This is a genomic window from Sphingobacterium anhuiense (assembly GCF_042686355.1).
Taxonomy (GTDB): domain Bacteria; phylum Bacteroidota; class Bacteroidia; order Sphingobacteriales; family Sphingobacteriaceae; genus Sphingobacterium; species Sphingobacterium anhuiense.
Genome location: NZ_JBHUPE010000006.1, coordinates 352,230 through 373,768 on the forward strand (window position 1 = coordinate 352,230; position 21,539 = coordinate 373,768).

The window sequence follows — 21,539 nt, forward strand, 5'->3', positions numbered from 1 at the left end:
GAGATCTCTCAATCTTTTTTACATATAAATTTCTAAAAATTTACTACATTTAGCCTAAGTATAAAAAAAACATGCTCACAGAAGTCCTTATTATATTAGCTCTAATTATTCTAAATGGAGTATTATCTGCATCAGAAATTGCAATCGTCTCCAGTAGAAAAGCCCGACTGCAAGCAGCATCTGACAAAAATAACCCTGCAGCTAAAATAGCCTTAGCTTTAAAAGAATCTCCAAACAATTTTTTATCCACTGTTCAAATAGGAATTACTTTAATAGGGATTCTAACAGGTTTTTTTAGCGGCGGAAGTATTGCAGTCTACCTGAAGCAGATATTTGTTCAAATCTCATTTTTAGCACCATACAGTGAACAGTTGTCTGTAGTAATCGTTGTTTTTATCATCACTTTTTTTTCTTTGGTACTTGGAGAACTGGTGCCAAAAAGAATCGGTATGGCTATTCCAGAAAAGTATGCCATGGTCATCGCTTATCCAATGAATTTACTGAGTAAAATAGTTCGTCCCTTTGTCTGGCTACTCAGTATTTCAACAGATTGTATTGTCAAATTGTTTAATATCAAAAGCACACACAATTCAGTAACAGAAGAAGAAATAAAAGCATTGGTTGATGAAGGAGTAGATAGTGGAGCTATTGAGGGGATAGAACACGATATTGTAGACCGTCTATTAAGCTTAGGCGATAAAAAAGCAATAAATCTAATGACCCATAGAAGTAATATTGCTTTTTTAGATCTAGAAGATAGTTTCGAAGAACATCGACATATCATTATGAATACAGAGCATACCATGTACCCAATTTGCGAAGGTAATCTTGATAACATAAAAGGAGTCGTACATGTAAAAAAATTACTGTCACAATATTTAAAAGAAAAACCGATAGATTTAAACAGCTTGATAGAACCTATTAAATTTGTTAACGAGCATAGCTCCGCTTATAGTATTTTAACAAGCCTGAGAGCATCGCACATACACCAGGCTATCGTAATTGATGAATATGGCTCTACACAAGGCGTTATTACCCTTCGAGATATTCTATCTGACCTGGTAGGTAATTTACCTGAAGATCAATCAATCGACAGACCTCGAATTCGTAAACGTGAGGACGGATCCTATATTGCAGATGGGCAATACCAACTGGATAAGTTTATGGAAGAGTTTGAAATTGGTCTCTCTGAAGAAGACGAAGATGAAATAAATAATATTACCACTTTAGGTGGACTTGTATTTTTGCTCCTTGACCACGTTCCCGAAGAAGGAGAACAGGTCCAGTACAAAAATATAAAATTTGAAGTCCTGGATATGGATGGTAATCGAATTGATAAAATTTCATTCAGAAAAAAAGGAGATGATTAATCATCTCCTTTTTTATTTGTGAGCATCAATAAGCTTATGTAGATCTGTTTTAGTAATCATTCCACTTTGTCTCCATACTTGAGTACCATTTTTAAATAATACAAAAGTAGGAACTCCACTTACTTTATAAAGGGATGCTATCTTAGGATTTTTATCCACATCAATTTTTATAATTGACAAACTTTCATCATAAAACTCTTTTACATCTTGTAATATGGGTGCCATGGTCTGACACGGTCCGCACCAAGTTGCAAAGAAGTCTACCAGTACAACATTATTTGATTTAATAATCTCATCGAATGTAGCCATTATTTCTCCTCTTTTAATTGTTTCAATGCCTGATATCCACCTCTAATATTTATTACATGCTCAAAGCCCTTCTTCTTCAAAATAGACATAGCAATCATACTACGATATCCAGAAAGACATTGGACATAATAATTCTTATTGTCTGGTAAATCAAGATTAAAGTTACCTAAATCTTTTAATGGAAAATTCATAGCATTGTCAATATGCCCTGTGGCAAACTCTTTTTCCGACCTGACATCTATTATTTGACCTTCGTTTGATAAATCTAAATAAGTCGAAGCATCGACTTCTGCTATAGAATCTAAAAGATATTGCTTTTTATAACTACGCAAACCTCCCTCAAGATACCCCAATACATGCGTATAACCCAATTCTTCCAGTGTTAAGCATACCTGTGATACTGTTTCCTGATCTGAAAGGAGTATAATCGGTTGATCTTTGTTGACTAATATTTTTGGAACCCAAGCTTTAAATGGTCCGTTCCAACCGATAAACACCGACTTAGGAATATAACCTGCTGCAAAATCTTTTACCGATCTGGTATCTAAGACCAATGCTCCTGTTGCTTCCAATGACATAAATTGCGTTAAATTCAAAGCTGAAACAGAAGAGTCAAGCGAAATAGAAGTAGGTTTCTTTTCACTTTCCGATATTACTTTTCCAAAACCTATCTGGGTAAATGTTAAAATAAAAAATACTGTTGCACACGCGCCAACTATATAAGTTAAAAATTCTTTTTTCATCTGTATTAATTTTTAAAAGAAGATAAAGCAATTAAGACCGATCCTTTCAACTTCTTTTGTGAATTGATGTGCGATGCTGATCGCTTCCTCCAGGAAATAATGATGTATGTTTATAAGTTTCAAAGAGGAATATACCCCCTTAAACATCCTCTGTATTTAATGTCTCAAGATTATGTAATTTCAATTTTTAAAAGGAATAGTAATTTCTTCAAGTTCTTCAATAGTACCATTAAAGATATTTAGATCAACATTCCCCTTAATCCCTCTAACAGTCCCCTTCTCGGAAAACTGCCAAAAATTCCAATGATCTTTAAGATCTTCGACCCAAAAATTATAATTGGCAATCCATAAAATATAATTACTAAATTCTTTTTGAAGAAAATCTGTATAATATTTATCTCCTGAATACAAAATAGGCTTTACCCTATAATGTGATTCAACTTCGTCCAGCCACCGTTTTAAACCAACTTTCAGACTGTCCATGGATTGATGTTTAGGCAATTCCTCAATATCTAATACAGGCGGTAGATCTCCTGATTCAAGTTTAACAGTCCTAATAAAATTTTTAGCCTGCTTAACGGAATTTTCATTTGGTCTAAAATAGTGATAAGCCCCTCTTAAATTCGCTCTAGTAGCAACTGCTTTCCAATTATCATCAAATCGATCATCCACCTTACTTTCACCCATCGTTGCCCTTACAAAAATAAAATCTATTGGAAATTGATCATTGATTGTATTAACTTCTATCCAGTTAATATCACCTTGATATTGCGATATATCTAAACCAAAAATCTTATCTGAATGGCTCGACATAATCTCCACATTTCGAATATCATATTTAGCCTCTTTATGAGCAGTTCCTCGAGCTTTCCCCAAAGTACTGAGGTAATATCTAATTCCCGCACGATAATGCCATGCAAACGCTAAAAGAACAAGAAGAATAAAAGCTCCAGAAAATGCGATATACTTCCATCTTTTACCATTGTCATCTGTGATCTCGCCTGATTTCTTGCGCTGAACTTTCTTTTTCTTCATTTGGCAATGAATTTAATCTATCTTTTACAAAGAATCAAAATTAAAATAAACATTTTGTATTTTTGTCTATGATTGTTTACAACCCAAAAGATTGGCTTACTTCAACTCTCAAACTCCATAAAACGGATACTTTCCGTAAATTATTTCCATATCTTATCTTAGCATCTTTATATTCTTGGGGCATTGCGTACCTAGAACTGGAATATCTAAAACTAGCTGAAAAAAGTTGGATTAAAAATATCACTATAGTTCATAGCTTACTTGGATTCGTACTCTCCCTTTTGCTAGTATTTAGAACTAATACTGCATACGACCGTTGGTGGGAGGCTAGAAAACAATGGGGTTCATTAACAAACATCAGTAGAAGTTTATCCTATAAAATGAATGCATTTCTGGAAAACGATGATAAGGTAAATCGCAGCTTTTATAGGAAAGCGATTCCGCTTTATGCAGAAACACTCTATACCTTTCTTCGTTCGGACTACACCAAATTTATGCTTGATGAAATGTCACATCCGGAATTAGAAAATCTAGATGATCAAAAACATGGTCCCAATCAAGTAGCATCATTAATTTTTAAAAAAACAAATTCACTCTATAAAGAAGGAAAAATAACAGGAGATCAATTTCGAATTATCAATAATGAACTTGAATCTTTCACCAATGTATGTGGAGCTTGTGAACGGATTAAAAACACACCAATACCGCTATCCTATAACGCATTCATAAAAAAGTTCATCATCCTTTATACAGCAACGCTACCCATCGGATACGTCTTTTCAATTGGTTATTTTGTCATTGCAGCAGTACCATTTATATTTTATGTACTAGCATCATTAGAATTAATTGGAGAATCCATTGAAGAACCTTTCGGAACAGATAGTGATGATTTACCGATTGACAAAATCGCACAGAACATCAAAAAACACTGTTATGAAATCTTACTTCCATAGCCTTTAAAAGTAATTTAAGCCTTTTTTTTAACTAAAATATAGCTTAAAAAATTAATCTCCCTCATTTTCAATGGAGTAAAAAATAAGTTTTGGCGACTAAATGAATTTTTCTACTTTTGTGGCGGAGAGCTGGCAGAGTGGTCGAATGCGGCAGTCTTGAAAACTGTTGACTGTCATAGGTCCGGGGGTTCGAATCCCTCGCTCTCCGCCAAATAACAAAGCCCAAAGCAATTTGGGCTTTTGTCGTTTATAGCACTTTATATACTTGCTTAACAAAGAAATGAGCAAAGCGAATGGTTTATTGTAGTATATCCTCATTTGGAATCATGGGATAATCCCTCGCTCTCCGCCAATAAAAAAGCCCAACTGCAAAGTTGGGCTTTTGTTGTTTTTTAAGTATTATTTATCCATACTGATTCTTTCTGTTTTTTCTACTTTTTCATCTTCTTTGGGAAATCCAGAGCGCATGATCTCATCCCACAAAGCTGAACTTACACCGAATCCGTGTTCTGGATCAGAATAATGATGCAACATATGGTGTTGTTTAATTCGTTTAAAAATTCCACTCTTAAAGTTAGCATGATGCATTGCGTAGTGGCATTCGTCATAAATTAAATAACCAATCATAAAACCCGAAAAGAAAGAAGCCAATATAATATCCGAACTAAAAAAGAAAGTAAACAAATAATAAACCAATGCTGCCAAAGGTATACTCGCAGATAATGGCATAACCAATCTTAATCTATCCTTTGGATAATCATGATGTACACCGTGAAAAATAAATGCTATTCTCTTACCCCACTTAGTTGTTGGATGATAATGAAAAACCCAACGGTGTAATGCATATTCGAATAAAGTCCAGAAAGCAAGTCCAAAGACAAAATACTGGATATAACTAAGAATACTCATATCTCCAGGGCCTAAAGCAGTCCATGAAAAGTAACCAATTATTGGTAAGTAAAATATTAAAGGAACACTCCAATGGACTTTTGTCAATGATTCTAAAAAATCACTTTTAAACATCCTTGAAGATTCAGTTGAATTTGAAACAAAATTACGCTTTGCCATACAATTAATTTATTAATAAAATTGCTACAGATTATCTTTTGCAAAAATAATAATTATAAAAAAATATATAAAACACCATTCATCAAGTTAAAGTCACATTACTGACTTTTTAAACATAAAAGTTAAACCTATAAAAATATCTATAAAAGAAATCTAATTTAAAAATCATTATTTCATCAATTCTTTCAATTCATCTTCACTAAAAGAATTTGCACCTTTGATATATTTATATATAATTTCTTTTACATCCCGATGCTGAAGACTATAAAGGTGATCAATTATATAAGATTTATCCTTTTTGATATCATTGCTGTAGTTTAAAATAGAAGGTGCATGAGTTTGAACACTCCACCTGATAAAACGAAGTTCAACATTACTGGGTTCTTCCTTAATTAAGGTCTCTAATAAATTTTTACCTTTATTAAATTGACCAAGTTTCCGGAATGGATTACCCATATGTTTAGCAAAAACAATTTCATAAACAGCTAAATACCCTTTATCGGTCGTTTCTTTCGCTTTAGCCCTTAGTAAATTCAGATTATTTTCACAAATACTTTCATCTTTCACTGCTAAAGAATACTCTTTACGAATTTTAAGAAGATTCAATTCTTGTGCTGAAGCATGCGAACCGATCATTAAAAAAAATAAAAGAATTCTAATTGTCATAAATAAAAGGTTTAAAAATTAAATGTGTTAGTTTATTCTTGCTCTCTTAAAATTACTCAAAAAAAGTGCTAAATCTTAAAAAATTATCAGATATAATTATCAATGGCTAATAGGTTGAAAATACAACGTCAGTAAACAACTACAAATAAAACTAATGAAACCAAAACTGATTAGGAAAACCAATCTAATTACGAGTTTTGCATCATGAAATTACAATTAATACAAATTCCCTCTTGGTTTAAAGTAACTGGTTCGTTAATATTAGGAATACTGCTGGGTTGCTTTATTGGGGAGATTCTTTTTTCTTTTTATCAATTGCTGACGTAAAAAGCAACAAAAAAGAGTTTCATAACGAATAAAAAATTTCTAACAAAGCTTTCATTACTAATTGTTTTTGAGTATATTTAGATTACCGATTATAAATAAAAAACAGCTGAAGTATGGAAGCAACTTTAGAATATGAAATTTGGGACAGCATTGTTAACAGTGCAAAAACAAGGTTTGATTACAAACATATTTTATCTTTATTCAAAGAAACTGATAGTGAGATCATCGATAAATTTCTATTTCATGTCTTAGTTGCATTCGCATGTGGCGAAGATCATGCAACGATTTCAACAAACCTTTTTAATGAATTACAACAAATTGGTTTTGATTGTAACGAACAACAAATTGATGGGTTTATTGCTGACAAACACCAAACTTTCAGTATTGAAATATATGCCACCTATATTGCTTTTTCACTTTTAGAAGATGGTGAAGATCCTGCAATAATTTCCGCAACAATTCAAGATCTACTGAAGAAGCCAGAGTAAAAAATAATATTTTTTTTCGATTATACGTATAAGTCCTTTGCAAATTTCACCTATTCACTATCTTCGCAAAAAAAAGATGGTAGAAAGGGACAATTCACTGGATATTATACGTAGTGTAGGTTTATTGTGCATTATTCTCGCACATGTAAACCCGCCCTTTACAGTTTTTCAAATCAGAAACTTTGATGTTCCTTTAATGGTATTTATCTCAGGATATTTATTTGGGAACAAAAATCAAACCTTTAAATCCATAACCGATTTTACATCCTATCTATGGAAACGCTTTTTCCGTCTTGTTGTACCCGTATGGATTTTCTTATCGATATTTTACATCATTCAGTACTTTTTCCCCTTATCCTTTAAGATCAATTACACACAGTTTCCAGATATTATGATTTCGAGCTATCTGCTATTAGATGGCTTTGGCTATGTTTGGATTATACGCATCTTTTTAATGATTGCCATCCTAGGGCCATTGTTCAGTAAAGTCATTAAAAATAAATGGCAATTACTTATTTATTATGCCATTTATGAAATGGTCGTTCAGTATTCAACTGATTTATTTCAACCAGGCGTACAAAAATACTTCAATCAATTTGGCACCTATAGCTTAGGTTTTCTCATTTTCTTCATGCTAGGAGCACAATACCGAAATTATGAGGTAAGAACTAAAACACTATTATTTATCATAAGTGCTTTGATAAGTATTGGAGGCTTGATATATTTTAAATTCCACCTGGGAATACCATTTGATATTGGAGCATTGAAATATCCACCACATTCGTTTTATATTTTTTATGCAGTAAGTATTTTCTCACTTATATTTTGTATAAAACCAACTATTCAAAAATTAAACAAACCTATTTTAAATTTCATAGGTTCTTCAACAATTTGGATTTATCTTTGGCATATATTATTTCTGTTCTTGATCAATTTAGAAAACTGGTATTTAAATTGGATCGCTATTCTCACACTATCCATTATAGCAACATTTCTACAACAACAACTCATTAACAAAGCAATAAATAACTTTAAAATTCCCGCTAAGCAATCAAAACAAATACGAATTATTTTTTGCTCCTAGTTTTTTTAAGTTACAAATGACAAAACTTAACCAGAATAATATCATATTTTAATGTCAAAAATGTACCTTAGCACTATGAGTAATTACGCAGTTATTTTTGATATGGATGGTGTTATTTGTCACACCAATCCCTATCACGCTAAAGCTTTTGAAGCATTTTTCAAAAAATACAATATTGAAAGTAGTGAAGAAGAATTTCAGGAGCATATGTATGGTAAACACAATAGCTATATCATGCAACATTTTTTCAAGAGAACAATAGCTCCTGATGAATTGATCAAGTTAGAATTTGAGAAAGAAGAACTCTTTAGAATTATTTATAAAGATCAGATCACACCAATACCAGGTTACTTAGAATTTTTAGAAGACCTCAAGAGAAATGATTTAAAAACCGGAGTGGCCACTTCTGCACCTAAAGAAAATATGGATTTAATCTTAGATGCACTTCATATCCGATCCAAAATGGGTTCGATCTTATGTAGTGAAAATGTTAGTCATCATAAACCACATCCAGAAGTTTATCTAACGTCCGCTAATAATTTACAGGTAGAGCCTAAAAATTGCGTCGTTTTTGAAGATTCTTTTTCAGGAATTACAGCAGGTCTGAATGCGGGAATGACTGTAGTTGGAGTATTATCTACCCATACCAAAGATCAACTTCCAATCTGTCATGCATACATCAATGACTACACGGAGATATCAACTGACAAGATTTTTGAATTACTAAAAAGGGCTTGATAAAATTATCAAGCCCTTTTTTCTAATCTCTTTTAAGACCAAATTTTTCGATCTTACTATATAAATGACTTCGCTGAATATCTAAATCATCAGCAGTTTTAGAAACATTCCACGTGTTTTTCTCTAATTTATATTTAATAAATTCCTTCTCTGCAAAATCCTTAAAATCTTGAAAAGAAGCAAAGTTATCTAGATCAACCTTTCCTCCATTTTGAGTCGTATGGCTAGATCCATTATCCATATGTGCATGAGAAGAAATAGCATTTACCGTATTTGAAGGATTTGCAAATGCAATAACATCCCTATCCGTAATAGATTTATCACTTAAAATAATTAAGCGTTCAATCATGTTACGTAATTCGCGGATATTACCTGTCCAAGGAAGATTACTCAACTCTTTTAATGCAGCAGGTGTAATTTCTTTTATTGGGACCCCATATTCATTACAAATTTCTTCACAAAAATTCTTCGATAATAAAGGAATATCATCCACACGTTCAGTCAATGAAGGTACATGAATAAGAATTACAGAAAGGCGATGGTATAAATCCATTCTAAAATTTCCTTCATCAATCTCTTTAAAGAGATTCTTATTCGTCGCTGCAACAACACGAACATTCACATCAATTTCCTTATCACCACCTACACGGGTTATCTTATGCTCTTGTAAAGCCCTTAACACCTTAGCTTGGGCAGAAAGGCTCATATCGCCTATTTCATCCAGAAAAAGTGTACCATTGGTAGCTAATTCAAATTTACCAAGACGTTGTTTAATAGCGGAAGTAAAAGATCCCTTTTCGTGACCAAATAATTCAGACTCAATCAATTCCGATGGTATTGCAGCGCAGTTAACTTCAATTAAAGGACCTTCTGCACGATTAGATTTCTCATGCAACCAACGTGCAACAAGTTCTTTTCCTGCACCATTTGCACCTGTAATAAGTACGCGAGCCTCCGTAGGTGCCACCCGATCAATTGTTTCTTTAATACGACTAATCGCTTCAGATTTACCTAAGATTTCTTTCGTCTTATAGCTCGTTACCTTTTTCTTTAAAACTTTTGTTTCAGTAACTAATGAGACTTTCTCTAAGCCATTCCTTACTGTGATAAGTAAACGATTTAAATCAAGTGGCTTTTCTAAGAAATCAAAGGCACCTTTTTTAGCGGCTTCGACAGCAGTTTCTATCGTACCATGACCCGAAATCATAATAAAAGGAAGATCTGGACTTGTTTTTTGGGCAGTTGCCAAAACCTCCATACCATCCATCTTATTCATTTTAATATCACAAAGAACAAGATCAATTTTTTCCTTCTTAATGATCTCTAAGGCCTCAATACCATTATCTACATCTAGTATATTATAATCTTCATACTCTAAGATGTCTCTTAGTGAATTTCTGATTGCCCGTTCGTCATCAATAATTAATATTGTACTCATAAAAGTATTATTACTCTTCCTTAAAGGTTATCTAAATTATTGGTAATATAGTAAAAAAGAAGCAAACCTTATAAGCCGGGTTCTGTAAACCGAAAAAATCGGAGTTTCTACCATTTATCTAGGCTAGTCATCACTAACTAGCTCCATCAACCTACCCATTACGAATCTTAGCCTAAACTAAAAGAAGACGAGCAGCCTTCGAATTTCGCAACCTATTTGGTCTTTCAACACACGAGGTTTACCGCAATGTATGTCGCCATACAAGACCGTGAGCTCTTACCTCACGTTTTCACCCTTACTCCGAAAAGCGGTATATTTTCTGTGGCACTTTCTGTCTGCTGTAACAGCATCCTTCCCGTTAGGAAGCGTGTTGCTCTGCGTTGCCCGGACTTTCCTCTCCTCCTAAAGGGAGCAGCGGTAGAACCAGTTTGCTTCTTCTGCAAAGGTAGGATTTAGATTGATAATTATTCCCTATAAATAAAGAAAAGAATGAAATTTTGAATTTAAAGTGCTTGTGCTATAGCATAACCAGATGCCCAAGCCCACTGAAAATTGTAGCCTCCCAACCAACCGGTGACATCAACAGCCTCTCCTCCAAAAAACAATCCCGTTACCCGCTTACTTTCTAAAGTCTTAGCATGCAGCTCTGCAGTAGAAACACCACCACGCATTACCTCTGCTTTATCGTACCCTTTATCTCCAGCAGCCTTGACTTTAAATTTATGAATAGTATCAATAATCAATTTTGCATCCGCTTTACTTAAAGATGCTATTTTAGTTTCTAAAGGAAGAAATTTACCCAGTGCCTCCACCATACGTTTAGTAAAGTAATCGTTCAAGATACTCGAAACCAAACGTTTTCCACCTTCATTACGTTCATCTTTAATTATTTTATCCAATTGAAACCGAGGTAAAAGATCAATATAGAACTCTTCTCCAGCACGCCAATAAGATGAAATCTGTAGAATCGCCGGACCACTTAAGCCCCAATGCGTAAAAAGGATGTTCTCTTCAAAACTAATCTTATGATTATAAACTCTAGAAAAAACTGAATTACCAGCTAAAGAAGCATACCATTCGGCCTCCTTTCCTGTAATAGTTAGAGGTACTAAAGCAGGTGCGGTAGGTACAATTGCCATGTCAAATTTCTTAGCCGTACGAATAGCAAAATCAGAGGCCCCCAACTTCGCGACAGGTAAACCTCCGCTAGCCATAACAACTTTCCTTGTCGTTAACTGCTGGATGCCCTTTTCACTTTCCACTGTTAAGACAAAGTCATCCTCAAGCTTTTCTATAGCTTTAACAACCGTGTTTAATCTTATATCCTGACCTGTTGCAAATAAAATCTTAGTAAAAACGGCTACAACATCTTTAGCCTTATTCGAAGAAGGAAATAATTGCCCCAACGTTTTCTCCTCACCAAATATACCATGCGACTCAAAAAAACTCAATGTATCATCTACCGTCCATTGACTAAATGCAGATCTTAAAAAGTCTGCATTATCGGACACAAAATTATCGATGTCAGTACCCAAATTGGTATAATTACACCTTCCTCCGCCCGAAATTAGAATCTTAGCTCCAACTTTATCATTTCGCTCAATCACTAAAGTTCGCTTACCTAATAATCCAGCTTGAGCAGCACACATGAGCCCACACGCCCCTCCCCCAACTATAATGGCATCATATTGCTTCATATTTATATATTAATAGGCTATTAGTTCATTATCTAATGAAATGACACGGCGTTCCGTCTGACTTTGTATACCCAATTCGATAATACGAATAACATCACGTCCTTGTTCTGCCGTAACAATTAGAGGAGTTTTCCCAAGAATAGCATCTGCTATATTTTGGTAATAATCAGGATAGCTGCCTAATTTCGAAGTAACGGTCTCTTCGAGATCTTCGCCATTCCAAAGTAAATTTAATTTACCATAAATAGCTGGATCTTCTTTGCCCCAGTTTGGATCTTCATCAGGAAATGCCCCAGCACGTAATAACTCCTCTTGAGGATCAACACCATTTTTAAGGAAGTTTCCGTTTAATGCAAATACAGTGTATCGCGGAGTCGGCTCCTTAGCAAGCATCCCTCCTTTCAAAGAAACACGCATTTCCGGATAGTAAAGTAGTAATTCGAAATTATCAATTGCCCCAGCTCCAGGTCTTTGAATAGTCAAATCTGCAAATACAGCATTTGGTCTACCGAAGAGTTGTAGCGTCTGGTCAATTAAATGCGCTCCAAGATCATAAAAGATTCCTGAACCAGGCAGATTATCTTCTCGCCACGCACCCGGTCTAAGATGGTTACGGAAACGATCGTAACGAACTTCAAAATTCTTGATCTGCCCCAGTCGTTCATCCTTAATCACCTCTTTGATCGTTCTAAAATCTGAGTTGAATCTTAAATTATGGTATACAGATAAAATTTTACCGCTTTCTTTTGCCAATGCGATCAATTCATCAGCATGTTCAGATGTATTGGTAAACGGTTTTTCGACTACCACATGTTTCCCTGCTAGCAATGCCTGCTTAGCAAAAGGATAGTGCATATCATTGGAGGTAGCAATAACCACCAAATCAATGGAATCGTCATTTAATATTTCGTCAGCATGATCTACAGCCTGCGCTGTAGGATACTTTTCACTTACAATTAATTTTTGTTCCGCTTTACGAGCAGTTATTTTTACTAATTCTAGGTCAGCAATAGATCGCATCACAGGAGCATGAAATACTTGTCCTGAAATACCAAAACCAATTAAACCAACACGGATTTTTTGAGCCATCATGAGATAAATTACATACGTTCAGGAACTTCAATTCCTAATAAACTCATTCCTTTTGCAATAACTTTTGCTGCAGAAGCCGAAAGGTGCAAACGGAAATTCTTCACTTCTTCAATTTCTGCCTTTAAAATAGTCTCTTCATGATAAAACTTATTGTACAATTTAGCTACATCATAAATATAATTAGACATCTGCGCTGGACTGAATTCTTGAGCTGATATTGCTATAATACTTGGAAAATTACCCAAAGTCATAATCAAATCGCGCTCATAAGCCGATATGGATACTGGCACAGATACTTTCGACTGTTCATCAAAATTTACTTTAGAAAGAACAGACTTAATACGAGCGTAAGTGTATTGGATAAAAGGACCTGTATTCCCTTGAAAATCAACAGACTCTTTCGGATCGAACAATAAACGTTTTTTGGGATCAACTTTCAATAAGAAATATTTCAATGCCCCCATACCGATGGTATTATAAAGTGCATTTTTATTTTCTTCAGACAAGCCCTCCGTTTTACCCAGTTCCTCTGTGCGCTCTTTCGCTGTTTCGATCATCTCACTCATCAAATCATCAGCATCTACAACTGTACCTTCACGCGATTTCATCTTTCCAGAAGGTAAATCGACCATCCCGTAAGATAAATGGAATAAGCCATCTGCCCAAGATTTACCAAGTTTTTTTAAGATCAAAAACAATACTTTAAAATGGTAATCTTGTTCATTACCGACCACATAAATAGAATCATTCATCTTGAACTCATCGTATTTCAATTGAGCTGTACCTAAATCTTGAGTAATATATACAGAAGTACCATCGCCTCGCAGAACAAGCTTTTCATCCAATCCGTCGGCAGTTAAGTCAATCCAAACAGAGTTATCTTCTTTCTTAAAGAAAACACCACTATCTAAACCCTCTTGAATGATATCTTTTCCTAACAAATACGTATTTGATTCATAATAATATTTATCAAAGTTAACACCTAGTTGCTTATACGTTTTTTCAAAACCAGCATATACCCAGGTATTCATTGTTTTCCAAAGATCAATCACAGCCTCATCACCAGCTTCCCATTGCTGTAACATCGCTTGTGCTTCTTTAATCAATGGCGCATTCTTCTTAGCCTCATCTTCCGTTTGACCTTCAGCTTTGAGTGTTTCTATTTCTTTTTTATATTCTTTATCAAAAACTACATAATATTTACCCACCAAATGGTCACCTTTCATACCTGTAGACTCAGGAGTTTCTCCATTTCCGAATTTTTGCCATGCAAGCATAGATTTACAGATATGAATACCGCGATCATTTACCAAGTTGGCTTTTATGACATCATAACCATAAGCCTTTAGAAGCTCTGCAACAGAATATCCTAATAGGTTGTTACGAATATGACCTAAGTGAAGCGGCTTGTTGGTGTTTGGAGAAGAATACTCCACCATTAATTTTTTACCATTCGAAGGAAATACCCCAAAATCAGATTTCACGATAGTCTCGTTTAAAAGAGAAATCCAGTATTCATCCGAAAGACAAATATTTAGAAACCCTTTTATAACGTTAAAATCAGTAATAGCTGAGATATGAGCTTTCAAATACTCACCTATTTCCGCACCAGTCTGCTCAGGAGATTTCTTAGAAAATCGGGTAACAGGAAAAGTTACAATTGTAATTTGCCCCTCAAACTCTTTGCGTGTCTCTTGCAGAGCAATTTGATTTTCAGAAATATCTGCATTATAAAGCTGTTTTACAGCTTGAACAGTGACTTCAATAAGTCTGTTTTGAATAGAATTCGCCATGTAATGATTATGTAAAATATGCAACTCCCTGAAATAGAATACAAAAATAATTCACATTCGCTATTCTTGTATTCATATTGAAAGTATATCTTTGCAAAAATAATAAAAAATGCAGAGCTATCAGGAATTTCTTGACCTAAGTGTTGGTTTTCCGCAAGACGGATTCGAAATCATCGACGACGAATTGTATTTCCACGATTTGAATTTAATGGAAATGATAGAAACGTACGGTACGCCGTTGCGTTTTACTTATTTGCCAATCGTCAGCAAAAAAATTCAACAAGCGAAAATTTTGTTTCAAACCGCAATTTTGAAACACAACTACAGAGGGTCCTACAAATATTGTTATTGTACCAAATCTTCCCACTTCAAACATATTGTTGAAGAGGCATTGAAGAATGAGATTCACTTAGAAACATCATCTGCATTTGATATGCCGATGATCGATTCCTTAGAACGTCAAGGTACAGTAAAAAAAGACATTACAGTGATTTGTAATGGTTTTAAGACATACCAATACAAACAGTATATCATCGACATGATCCATGATGGGTATAAGAATATTATCCCCGTCTTAGATAACAAAGAGGAATTCAATCTCTATGATGATGAAATTGAATTGGATGAACCATGTGCTTTAGGTATCCGTATCGCATCGGAAGAACAGCCAGACTCACAGTTTTACACTTCAAGACTAGGTATTCGTATCGAAGAAGTTATAGAATTCTATAACAACAAAATTGCGAATAACCCTAACTTCAAAGTAAAGCTGTTACATTTCTTTATCAATTCAGGTATATCGGATACCCCGTATTACTGGAATGAGCTAGAAAAATATGTTACATTGTTCTGTAAGTTTAAAAAAGTAAACCCAGACTTAGATACTTTAGATATCGGTGGAGGCATGCCTTTCAAAGATTCATTAGTGCATGATTTTGACTATGAGTACATGGTCAATGAAATTGTGAACAGGATCAAGCAGATCTGTGCACAACATGAAGTAATGGAACCGGATATTATTACTGAATTTGGTAAATATACCGTTGCCGAAGCATCAGGTATCCTTTATAAGGTTTTAGGTCGTAAATTACAAAATGATCGTGAAAAATGGTTTATGATCGATGGCTCATTTATTACAAACTTACCAGATGTTTGGGCTTTAAATCAAAAATATATCTTACTTCCGATCAACAATTGGGATTCTGAATACGAACGGGTAAACCTAGGTGGTATTACCTGTGATGGCCAAGATTATTACAATCAAGAAGCACATACTAGTTCAGTATTCATGCCTAAAACACGTAAATTACAATATCTAGGTTTCTTCCATACAGGAGCATACCAAGATGTATTGAGTGGTTATGGCGGTATACATCATTGTTTATTACCATCTCCAAAGCATGTACTGATTCGCCGTAACCGCGACGAAACATTCAATTACGAAGTTTTTGGTGAGGAACAAAATTCAAAGCAGGTTATGAAATTATTGGGCTACCAATAAGCGCGTAGTCAACTCATAATAAAAGGTTAGAAATGAAAATTTCTAACCTTTTTTGTTTTATTTAATATCTGTTATTCATGATTAATTTGTATTTTAGGTATATAATACTTTAACCCAACCATAGTTATGACAGATTCAATTTATAATTGTTTATGGTTTGATGGTCAAGCCCAAGATGCAGCGAACTTCTACTGTTCAGTATTTAAAGATGGAAAAATCATCTCATCCAATTCTCTGGTCGTTATTTTTGAAATTAACAAAACTCGATTTATGGGACTTAACGGAGGTCCATCATATAAACCATCAGATGCTGTCTCATTTGTCGTTGAATGTGAAGATCAACAAGAAATCGATCACCATTGGAATATGTTGACCGCAAATGGAGGTCAAGAAAATATGTGTGGCTGGCTAAAAGACAAATTTGGTTTTTCTTGGCAAATAATTCCTAAAAGAATTCATATGCTCATTTCAAACCCAAAAGCAATGGAAGCTTTGGTCAAGATGAAAAAAATTAATATAAAGGGTTTAGAAGAAGCGTGCTAAAATAAGATGAATAACAGACTGAGATCGCCAGTAGTGCTACCAGGAAACTCTTATGCCGAAAATAAGATTATTTGTCTACCCGAAGCACCATTATCATTCGACCCACCAAAACAATATGCATGCAATTGATATTATATCCATATAAAATATAACAAACCATGAAAGAAGAATTCATCAACTTACCTTTAACTAAAAATGATCAATTAAATCATTTTGAACTTCATATAGGAGAATACCAAGCCTTTATCGCATTCAAAGAAAGGCCTAGTAAAGTTTGGCTCATTCATACCGAATCCGATCCTCAATTAGCGGGTCAAGGAGTAGCAACTGCTGTCATTGAAAAAACATTACAATACCTGAAAGAACATCATTACACCCTTTTTCCACTATGCCCTTTGGTATACGGATATATAAAAAAACATCCAGAATGGAAAGAAATCGTTGACCCAAGTTTTGAAGGATTTCAAGAGGATAAGTAGGTATTAATCATGTTTTTATATGATATTAAAAATAAATGTTTCAACAAATTTCAGTTGCAATCCATAAAATTAAGCTACCTTTGTCGCTTACAAATAAATAAATTAGATTGCAATTTCAAGATTTAAAACTCATAGCACCAATCCTTAAGGCATTGGAAGCTGTTGGATATACTACTCCTACCCCAATTCAGGAACAGGCGATTCCTATTATTTTCAGAAAAAATGATTTATTAGGTTGCGCTCAAACAGGTACTGGTAAAACAGCTGCCTTTGCCATTCCTATACTTCAAATGTTAAGTTATTCAAAAGTTAAAACTGCGAAAAAAAATATTCGTGCATTAGTTTTAACACCCACACGTGAACTAGCAATTCAAATTGAAGAAAATTTTAATCAATATTCCAAAGATCTTCCACTTAAAAGTCTAGTTGTTTTTGGAGGTGTTGGACAACAACCACAACGTGATGCCTTGAAGAGAGGTATTGATGTGCTTATTGCTACACCAGGTCGTTTACTAGATCTATACGGTCAAGGATATATCGATTTAAAACATTTAGAATTTTTTGTTTTAGATGAAGCTGACCGTATGTTAGATATGGGATTTATCCATGACGTAAAGAAGCTAATTAAAATAATCCCTGAAAAAAGACAAACATTATTTTTCTCAGCAACAATGCCACCTGAGATTCAGAAATTAGCAAATCATATTCTTGTTGATCCTATCAAGGTCGAAGTAACTCCAGAATCTACTACCGCAGAAAAGATCCAACAGGAAGTTTATTACGTTAAGAAAAACGATAAAAAAGATTTGTTAATCCATGTTTTAAAGGAGAAAAATATAAACCACGTGTTAGTTTTTTCTAAGACCAAACATGGTGCAGATCGCATCGTTAAAGATCTTGCAAAAAAGAATATTCAATCTGCGGCCATTCATGGAAACAAATCTCAAAGTGCCCGTCAAAACGCCCTTAAAAACTTCAAAGATCGTACCCTACGTGTACTGGTTGCTACCGATATCGCTGCGCGTGGTATTGATATAGATGAGTTGGCATTTGTAATCAACTATGATTTACCCAATATACCAGAATCATATGTACACCGAATTGGCCGTACAGGTAGAGCAGGTAAAGATGGTCAAGCGATTTCATTCTGCGACGAAGAAGAATATGCATTCTTACTCGATATCCAAAAATCCATCCGTATGGAGATCCCTTTAGTTGAGAAGCATCCCTATGCTTTACATATTTCAGGTGTAGCACCAAAGAAAGCTGGTACAGCAAAGAAATCTGGCAGACCATCATCTACATCCAGAAATGGCCAAACTTCAAATAACGCTGGCCCTGGAGGAAATAGAAGAAGAACGTCATCCGGTCCAAGATCTGAAAATAGAAACAGAACTTCTTCGAGAAGAAGAGATTCTTAAAGCAAAAAAATAATTAAAAAAAAAGAGAGGCTTAGCCTCTCTTTGGTTTTTTATTACCATACTCCCGATCACGTTCGAAAGTATTCATATGTCTTTCTTTTTTCACAGGATAAACATCATCAATAATGATCAAAATCCCTGTTTCTTCAACTTCACCAAACTCATCGTTAATTGCTGTCCCAAACGATTTCATCGTTGGAGATAGATTCATATAAGTATTAATCAGAGGAGGAATATTTTCACCTAACGCACGAACCTTACTATTTAATAATTTATAAGACTCCTTATAATCTAAACCATCGAAAATACCTTCGAATTTAGAAAAATCATTTTCACAATTTAAACTTGGGATTGGTACAACTAAATTTTCATGATCAGGGAAGTGATACTCCATGAAATAAAGTAACAAATCACGGGCTTCTTTATTATAATGCGGATACATGGTCACTTTACCGAAAAGATACTTAATATCTGGATTAATCATCACTAAAGCACCTAATCCATCCCATAGATTATCCAAAGAAAAGATTCCTTTGCGGTTATCAATTGCTGGTTGAAATTTTGGCTGGACAAAAGATCTGCCTAATTCAATTGTATAGGGCAAATAATCCGTTTTAAATCGTTCGGAAAACTGAAAATAATGAGCTGTTGATAAATTTGGGACACCATCTTTTACCGAAGCATTGGCACATTTGATGACACGATAGCCTGCAACAACTTCTTCTTCTTCAGGATTCCAGGCAATCAATTGATCGTAGCAATCTTCGCATGTATCATTTTCATCAATATCAATTGATAAACCAGTTCCACCACCAGCACCTCTAAACGTCAATTCTCTTAATCGTCCTATCTCCCGCATCACATTAGGTGCATTATGATAGTTAATCAAATATATTTCGTTATTTCCATTGTTGGTATATCGTATAAAAGCATCTTTACCTAATTCTGCCTTTAACAATTTTCTATCAACAGGAGCAATAATTTCTTGCATAATTCTATTTTTCTTGAGACATTCCGTAAACCAATCGCTTCACCTCTTCAGCCCATTTTTTTTCGCCTTTAGATTGATCAAAATGTGTGTAAGATATTTTTTTGCCAATAACAATCGTCACAGTTTGGTTGCGTTGAGAAAACATTTCATCAGGTAGATAAAGCATTTCCAAATTTGCCTTTAAGCCAATCTTCTGTCTTAGCCTTGCAAAATTATAAAAAAAGTTAGAGTTTTTCCCCTCAATATAGACAGGTACGATATCTTTTTTATATTTCTTTGCCTTATTTATAAAACTTTTCTTCCATTCAAGATCTTCAATTCTTCCGTCTCCCTGTTTTCTAGAAACTAAACCCGCAGGAAATACCAATAAAGCACTATCAGACGCGTAGGCTTCCTCTATGGCAGCGATCCCACTTTTTCCTTGTCCTCCTAATTTATTTACGGGTATAAATAGCGGCTGAAGATTACCGACATTCATCAATATATCATTGACTAAAAATTTAACATCTTTACGGTACTGTCCAATAGCATGCATAAAAGCAATTCCATCTAAGCCACCTAAGGGATGATTTGAAGCAAAAATAACGCTTTCATCAATCGGAATATTAGCCGCACCTTTTAGCTCAACATTAACGCCCAGATCTTTAATTAAAGCATCGACAAAATCCAAACCTTTCAAGTCCGAAAACCGAGTCATAATATCATTGATATCGTCCTCATGAATAGTTCGTTCCAAATACTTTAATAAAAAAGATGGAATCCATTTTATCAACTTGGGACTTTTCTTGCGAATTACTTCTCTAACTTCAATAAATTTCCGACTTGCAACCTCACTCATAAAATTTCAGTACTATGATTTAACTTCATTATATATTCAAAATATAAATCGCACTTTTGTAAAAGTAGATAAAATTTGTACAATCCATTATCAATAATATATAAACTGTGCAAAGTTAAAGTAAAAATTTAATGACCTTTAATGCAAGAAAGCTTTTTTGTTAATAAAAAAGGTTTTCTTTAAACATTTTACTAAATTTAAGGTCAATAGTATACAGATAAATTATCCATATGTATATAGCGAACATTCCTCTTTCACAAAACACGACGATAAAGCAATCTGACACAATTGCTTTTGCTTTAGATCGAATGGAAGATTTCCAATTTCATTTGTTGCCTGTTGTTGATGGTGATAATTATTTAGGATTTATTTCTCAAAATGATTTACTGAATGCCCTTGATGATCAAAATACAATTGCTTCTGTTCATTTAAAAACTGACCCAATTTATATCAAGGCAAATCAACATCCATACGATGCGATCCGTTTAATGACAGCTTATAACATAAGTACTTTACCTGTGTTAGATGAAAACAATAAATTTGAAGGAGTATTGACTTCTTTAGAGTTGGTAAAAACGATTTCAGTATTGCAATCACTAAATGATATAGGAGCAATTATTACCTTAGAAATTGGAATACATGATTTTTCTTTATCTAAAATAGCACATCTAGTTGAAGCAGAAAATGCTCAAATTTTAAACTGTTCAACAAAAACAGTCCCTGAAAATGCGACATTGCTTGTGACAATGAAAGTAAATAAGTCAAACATCGCTTCTCTACTATCTTCCTTCGCACGACAAAATTATAAAGTCATTGCATCTTTCAATACACTGCAAGAATTTGATGATTTAGAAGATCGTTACCAACAACTCATGAATTACATCAATATTTAGCAATACGCTAGTTTTTTCTCATCTTTGGCAAAATAATGCAATCATTACTGCTAGAATAAAAAATACTGTACA

General features: G+C 34.1%; 21 protein-coding genes, 1 tRNA gene and 1 other RNA gene. 11 read left to right on the plus strand and 12 right to left on the minus strand.

Annotation, left to right across the window (positions count from 1 at the left end; all coding sequences use genetic code 11):
- Window positions 1-71: 71 nt before the first annotated feature.
- A complete protein-coding gene (locus tag ACFS6I_RS16680; RefSeq protein WP_132772015.1) occupies window positions 72-1,370 on the plus strand; it encodes a hemolysin family protein in 1,299 nt (432 codons plus the stop codon).
- Window positions 1,371-1,382: 12 nt separating this feature from the next.
- Here the strand turns inward: ACFS6I_RS16680 and trxA are convergent, their stop codons facing one another.
- The 3 genes from trxA to ACFS6I_RS16695 all read right to left on the minus strand — a co-directional run bounded on the left by trxA (window position 1,383) and on the right by ACFS6I_RS16695 (window position 3,457).
- Window positions 1,383-1,679 (minus strand): thioredoxin, encoded by a 297-nt coding sequence (gene trxA / locus ACFS6I_RS16685; RefSeq protein WP_380922268.1) that lies wholly within the window; start codon window positions 1,677-1,679, stop codon window positions 1,383-1,385.
- Window positions 1,679-2,422 carry a rhodanese-like domain-containing protein gene (locus ACFS6I_RS16690; protein ID WP_380922270.1) on the minus strand — a complete coding sequence of 248 codons (744 nt, stop codon included), beginning with the start codon at window positions 2,420-2,422 and terminating at the stop codon, window positions 1,679-1,681. The genes trxA and ACFS6I_RS16690 overlap by 1 nt, the downstream gene beginning before the upstream one ends.
- Before the next feature lie 180 nt (window positions 2,423-2,602).
- Window positions 2,603-3,457: a glycoside hydrolase family 25 protein gene (locus tag ACFS6I_RS16695; RefSeq protein ID WP_380922272.1), complete on the minus strand. Its 855-nt coding sequence runs from the start codon at window positions 3,455-3,457 to the stop codon at window positions 2,603-2,605.
- 68 nt (window positions 3,458-3,525) lie between these two features.
- On the opposite strand from ACFS6I_RS16695, the gene ACFS6I_RS16700 reads away from it, so the two are divergent.
- Together ACFS6I_RS16700 and ACFS6I_RS16705 are read left to right on the plus strand one after the other, a co-directional pair.
- Window positions 3,526-4,410 (plus strand): bestrophin family protein, encoded by an 885-nt coding sequence (locus ACFS6I_RS16700; protein WP_380922274.1) that lies wholly within the window; start codon window positions 3,526-3,528, stop codon window positions 4,408-4,410.
- A gap of 123 nt (window positions 4,411-4,533) precedes the next feature.
- Window positions 4,534-4,621, plus strand: a tRNA-Ser gene (locus ACFS6I_RS16705).
- A gap of 188 nt (window positions 4,622-4,809) precedes the next feature.
- Here the strand turns inward: ACFS6I_RS16705 and ACFS6I_RS16710 are convergent.
- The gene (locus ACFS6I_RS16710; RefSeq protein WP_021188273.1) at window positions 4,810-5,478 is read right to left on the minus strand and encodes a sterol desaturase family protein; all 669 of its coding nucleotides are present in this window, start codon (window positions 5,476-5,478) and stop codon (window positions 4,810-4,812) included.
- A gap of 168 nt (window positions 5,479-5,646) precedes the next feature.
- Window positions 5,647-6,144 (minus strand): hypothetical protein, encoded by a 498-nt coding sequence (locus tag ACFS6I_RS16715; protein ID WP_380922277.1) that lies wholly within the window; start codon window positions 6,142-6,144, stop codon window positions 5,647-5,649.
- 440 nt (window positions 6,145-6,584) lie between these two features.
- Between ACFS6I_RS16715 and ACFS6I_RS16720 the strand changes: the two genes are divergently transcribed.
- The 3 genes from ACFS6I_RS16720 to ACFS6I_RS16730 all read left to right on the plus strand — a co-directional run bounded on the left by ACFS6I_RS16720 (window position 6,585) and on the right by ACFS6I_RS16730 (window position 8,781).
- Window positions 6,585-6,959: a hypothetical protein gene (locus tag ACFS6I_RS16720; RefSeq protein WP_380922279.1), complete on the plus strand. Its 375-nt coding sequence runs from the start codon at window positions 6,585-6,587 to the stop codon at window positions 6,957-6,959.
- Window positions 6,960-7,035: 76 nt separating this feature from the next.
- On the plus strand, window positions 7,036-8,043 hold the full coding sequence (locus ACFS6I_RS16725) for an acyltransferase family protein (RefSeq protein ID WP_380922281.1): 1,008 nt from the start codon (window positions 7,036-7,038) through the stop codon (window positions 8,041-8,043).
- Between the two features lie 75 nt (window positions 8,044-8,118).
- Window positions 8,119-8,781 carry an HAD family hydrolase gene (locus ACFS6I_RS16730; protein ID WP_380922283.1) on the plus strand — a complete coding sequence of 221 codons (663 nt, stop codon included), beginning with the start codon at window positions 8,119-8,121 and terminating at the stop codon, window positions 8,779-8,781.
- A 22-nt stretch (window positions 8,782-8,803) separates the two neighbouring features.
- On the opposite strand, the gene ACFS6I_RS16735 is transcribed toward ACFS6I_RS16730, so the two are convergent.
- The 5 genes from ACFS6I_RS16735 to argS all read right to left on the minus strand — a co-directional run bounded on the left by ACFS6I_RS16735 (window position 8,804) and on the right by argS (window position 14,801).
- Entirely contained in the window at window positions 8,804-10,219 is a 1,416-nt protein-coding gene (locus ACFS6I_RS16735; protein ID WP_380922285.1) for a sigma-54-dependent transcriptional regulator, read from the minus strand.
- A 55-nt stretch (window positions 10,220-10,274) separates the two neighbouring features.
- Window positions 10,275-10,653: RNase P RNA component class A (gene rnpB, locus ACFS6I_RS16740), an RNA gene on the minus strand.
- Window positions 10,654-10,722: 69 nt separating this feature from the next.
- The gene (locus tag ACFS6I_RS16745) at window positions 10,723-11,916 is read right to left on the minus strand and encodes a BaiN/RdsA family NAD(P)/FAD-dependent oxidoreductase (RefSeq protein ID WP_380922287.1); all 1,194 of its coding nucleotides are present in this window, start codon (window positions 11,914-11,916) and stop codon (window positions 10,723-10,725) included.
- A gap of 9 nt (window positions 11,917-11,925) precedes the next feature.
- Window positions 11,926-13,008 carry an oxidoreductase gene (locus ACFS6I_RS16750; protein ID WP_380922289.1) on the minus strand — a complete coding sequence of 361 codons (1,083 nt, stop codon included), beginning with the start codon at window positions 13,006-13,008 and terminating at the stop codon, window positions 11,926-11,928.
- Between the two features lie 8 nt (window positions 13,009-13,016).
- Complete coding sequence (gene argS / locus ACFS6I_RS16755) at window positions 13,017-14,801, minus strand: arginine--tRNA ligase (RefSeq protein WP_380922291.1); 1,785 nt, start codon at window positions 14,799-14,801, stop codon at window positions 13,017-13,019.
- A gap of 109 nt (window positions 14,802-14,910) precedes the next feature.
- Here argS and ACFS6I_RS16760 point away from each other — a divergent pair, with 109 nt between their 5' ends.
- The 4 genes from ACFS6I_RS16760 to ACFS6I_RS16775 all read left to right on the plus strand — a co-directional run bounded on the left by ACFS6I_RS16760 (window position 14,911) and on the right by ACFS6I_RS16775 (window position 18,745).
- Window positions 14,911-16,302, plus strand: a complete 1,392-nt coding sequence (locus tag ACFS6I_RS16760) for an arginine decarboxylase (RefSeq protein WP_132772026.1) — start codon at window positions 14,911-14,913, stop codon at window positions 16,300-16,302.
- Between the two features lie 126 nt (window positions 16,303-16,428).
- Window positions 16,429-16,845, plus strand: coding sequence for a VOC family protein (locus ACFS6I_RS16765; RefSeq protein ID WP_132772027.1), 417 nt, complete (start codon window positions 16,429-16,431; stop codon window positions 16,843-16,845).
- Window positions 16,846-17,003: 158 nt separating this feature from the next.
- Window positions 17,004-17,324: a GNAT family N-acetyltransferase gene (locus ACFS6I_RS16770; protein ID WP_380922294.1), complete on the plus strand. Its 321-nt coding sequence runs from the start codon at window positions 17,004-17,006 to the stop codon at window positions 17,322-17,324.
- Window positions 17,325-17,431: 107 nt separating this feature from the next.
- Window positions 17,432-18,745 carry a DEAD/DEAH box helicase gene (locus tag ACFS6I_RS16775; protein WP_380922296.1) on the plus strand — a complete coding sequence of 438 codons (1,314 nt, stop codon included), beginning with the start codon at window positions 17,432-17,434 and terminating at the stop codon, window positions 18,743-18,745.
- Window positions 18,746-18,776: 31 nt separating this feature from the next.
- On the opposite strand, the gene ACFS6I_RS16780 is transcribed toward ACFS6I_RS16775, so the two are convergent.
- Window positions 18,777-19,736, minus strand: coding sequence for a GNAT family N-acetyltransferase (locus ACFS6I_RS16780; protein WP_021188280.1), 960 nt, complete (start codon window positions 19,734-19,736; stop codon window positions 18,777-18,779).
- Window positions 19,737-19,740: 4 nt separating this feature from the next.
- On the minus strand, window positions 19,741-20,574 hold the full coding sequence (locus tag ACFS6I_RS16785; RefSeq protein ID WP_132772029.1) for a 1-acyl-sn-glycerol-3-phosphate acyltransferase: 834 nt from the start codon (window positions 20,572-20,574) through the stop codon (window positions 19,741-19,743).
- 230 nt (window positions 20,575-20,804) lie between these two features.
- Between ACFS6I_RS16785 and ACFS6I_RS16790 the strand changes: the two genes are divergently transcribed.
- Window positions 20,805-21,467, plus strand: a complete 663-nt coding sequence (locus tag ACFS6I_RS16790; protein WP_132772030.1) for a CBS domain-containing protein — start codon at window positions 20,805-20,807, stop codon at window positions 21,465-21,467.
- Window positions 21,468-21,539 lie beyond the last annotated feature (72 nt).

What these genes read in the sequence shown, in the direction of transcription:
- ACFS6I_RS16680 (WP_132772015.1), top strand. Translation starts at nt 72, where the DNA reads ATGCTCACAGAAGTCCTTATTATATTAGCTCTAATTATTCTAAATGGA.
- trxA (WP_380922268.1), bottom strand. Translation starts at nt 1,679, where the DNA reads ATGGCTACATTCGATGAGATTATTAAATCAAATAATGTTGTACTGGTA.
- ACFS6I_RS16690 (WP_380922270.1), bottom strand. Translation starts at nt 2,422, where the DNA reads ATGAAAAAAGAATTTTTAACTTATATAGTTGGCGCGTGTGCAACAGTA.
- ACFS6I_RS16695 (WP_380922272.1), bottom strand. Translation starts at nt 3,457, where the DNA reads ATGAAGAAAAAGAAAGTTCAGCGCAAGAAATCAGGCGAGATCACAGAT.
- ACFS6I_RS16700 (WP_380922274.1), top strand. Translation starts at nt 3,526, where the DNA reads ATGATTGTTTACAACCCAAAAGATTGGCTTACTTCAACTCTCAAACTC.
- ACFS6I_RS16710 (WP_021188273.1), bottom strand. Translation starts at nt 5,478, where the DNA reads ATGGCAAAGCGTAATTTTGTTTCAAATTCAACTGAATCTTCAAGGATG.
- ACFS6I_RS16715 (WP_380922277.1), bottom strand. Translation starts at nt 6,144, where the DNA reads ATGACAATTAGAATTCTTTTATTTTTTTTAATGATCGGTTCGCATGCT.
- ACFS6I_RS16720 (WP_380922279.1), top strand. Translation starts at nt 6,585, where the DNA reads ATGGAAGCAACTTTAGAATATGAAATTTGGGACAGCATTGTTAACAGT.
- ACFS6I_RS16725 (WP_380922281.1), top strand. Translation starts at nt 7,036, where the DNA reads ATGGTAGAAAGGGACAATTCACTGGATATTATACGTAGTGTAGGTTTA.
- ACFS6I_RS16730 (WP_380922283.1), top strand. Translation starts at nt 8,119, where the DNA reads ATGAGTAATTACGCAGTTATTTTTGATATGGATGGTGTTATTTGTCAC.
- ACFS6I_RS16735 (WP_380922285.1), bottom strand. Translation starts at nt 10,219, where the DNA reads ATGAGTACAATATTAATTATTGATGACGAACGGGCAATCAGAAATTCA.
- ACFS6I_RS16745 (WP_380922287.1), bottom strand. Translation starts at nt 11,916, where the DNA reads ATGAAGCAATATGATGCCATTATAGTTGGGGGAGGGGCGTGTGGGCTC.
- ACFS6I_RS16750 (WP_380922289.1), bottom strand. Translation starts at nt 13,008, where the DNA reads ATGATGGCTCAAAAAATCCGTGTTGGTTTAATTGGTTTTGGTATTTCA.
- argS (WP_380922291.1), bottom strand. Translation starts at nt 14,801, where the DNA reads ATGGCGAATTCTATTCAAAACAGACTTATTGAAGTCACTGTTCAAGCT.
- ACFS6I_RS16760 (WP_132772026.1), top strand. Translation starts at nt 14,911, where the DNA reads ATGCAGAGCTATCAGGAATTTCTTGACCTAAGTGTTGGTTTTCCGCAA.
- ACFS6I_RS16765 (WP_132772027.1), top strand. Translation starts at nt 16,429, where the DNA reads ATGACAGATTCAATTTATAATTGTTTATGGTTTGATGGTCAAGCCCAA.
- ACFS6I_RS16770 (WP_380922294.1), top strand. Translation starts at nt 17,004, where the DNA reads ATGAAAGAAGAATTCATCAACTTACCTTTAACTAAAAATGATCAATTA.
- ACFS6I_RS16780 (WP_021188280.1), bottom strand. Translation starts at nt 19,736, where the DNA reads ATGCAAGAAATTATTGCTCCTGTTGATAGAAAATTGTTAAAGGCAGAA.
- ACFS6I_RS16785 (WP_132772029.1), bottom strand. Translation starts at nt 20,574, where the DNA reads ATGAGTGAGGTTGCAAGTCGGAAATTTATTGAAGTTAGAGAAGTAATT.
- ACFS6I_RS16790 (WP_132772030.1), top strand. Translation starts at nt 20,805, where the DNA reads ATGTATATAGCGAACATTCCTCTTTCACAAAACACGACGATAAAGCAA.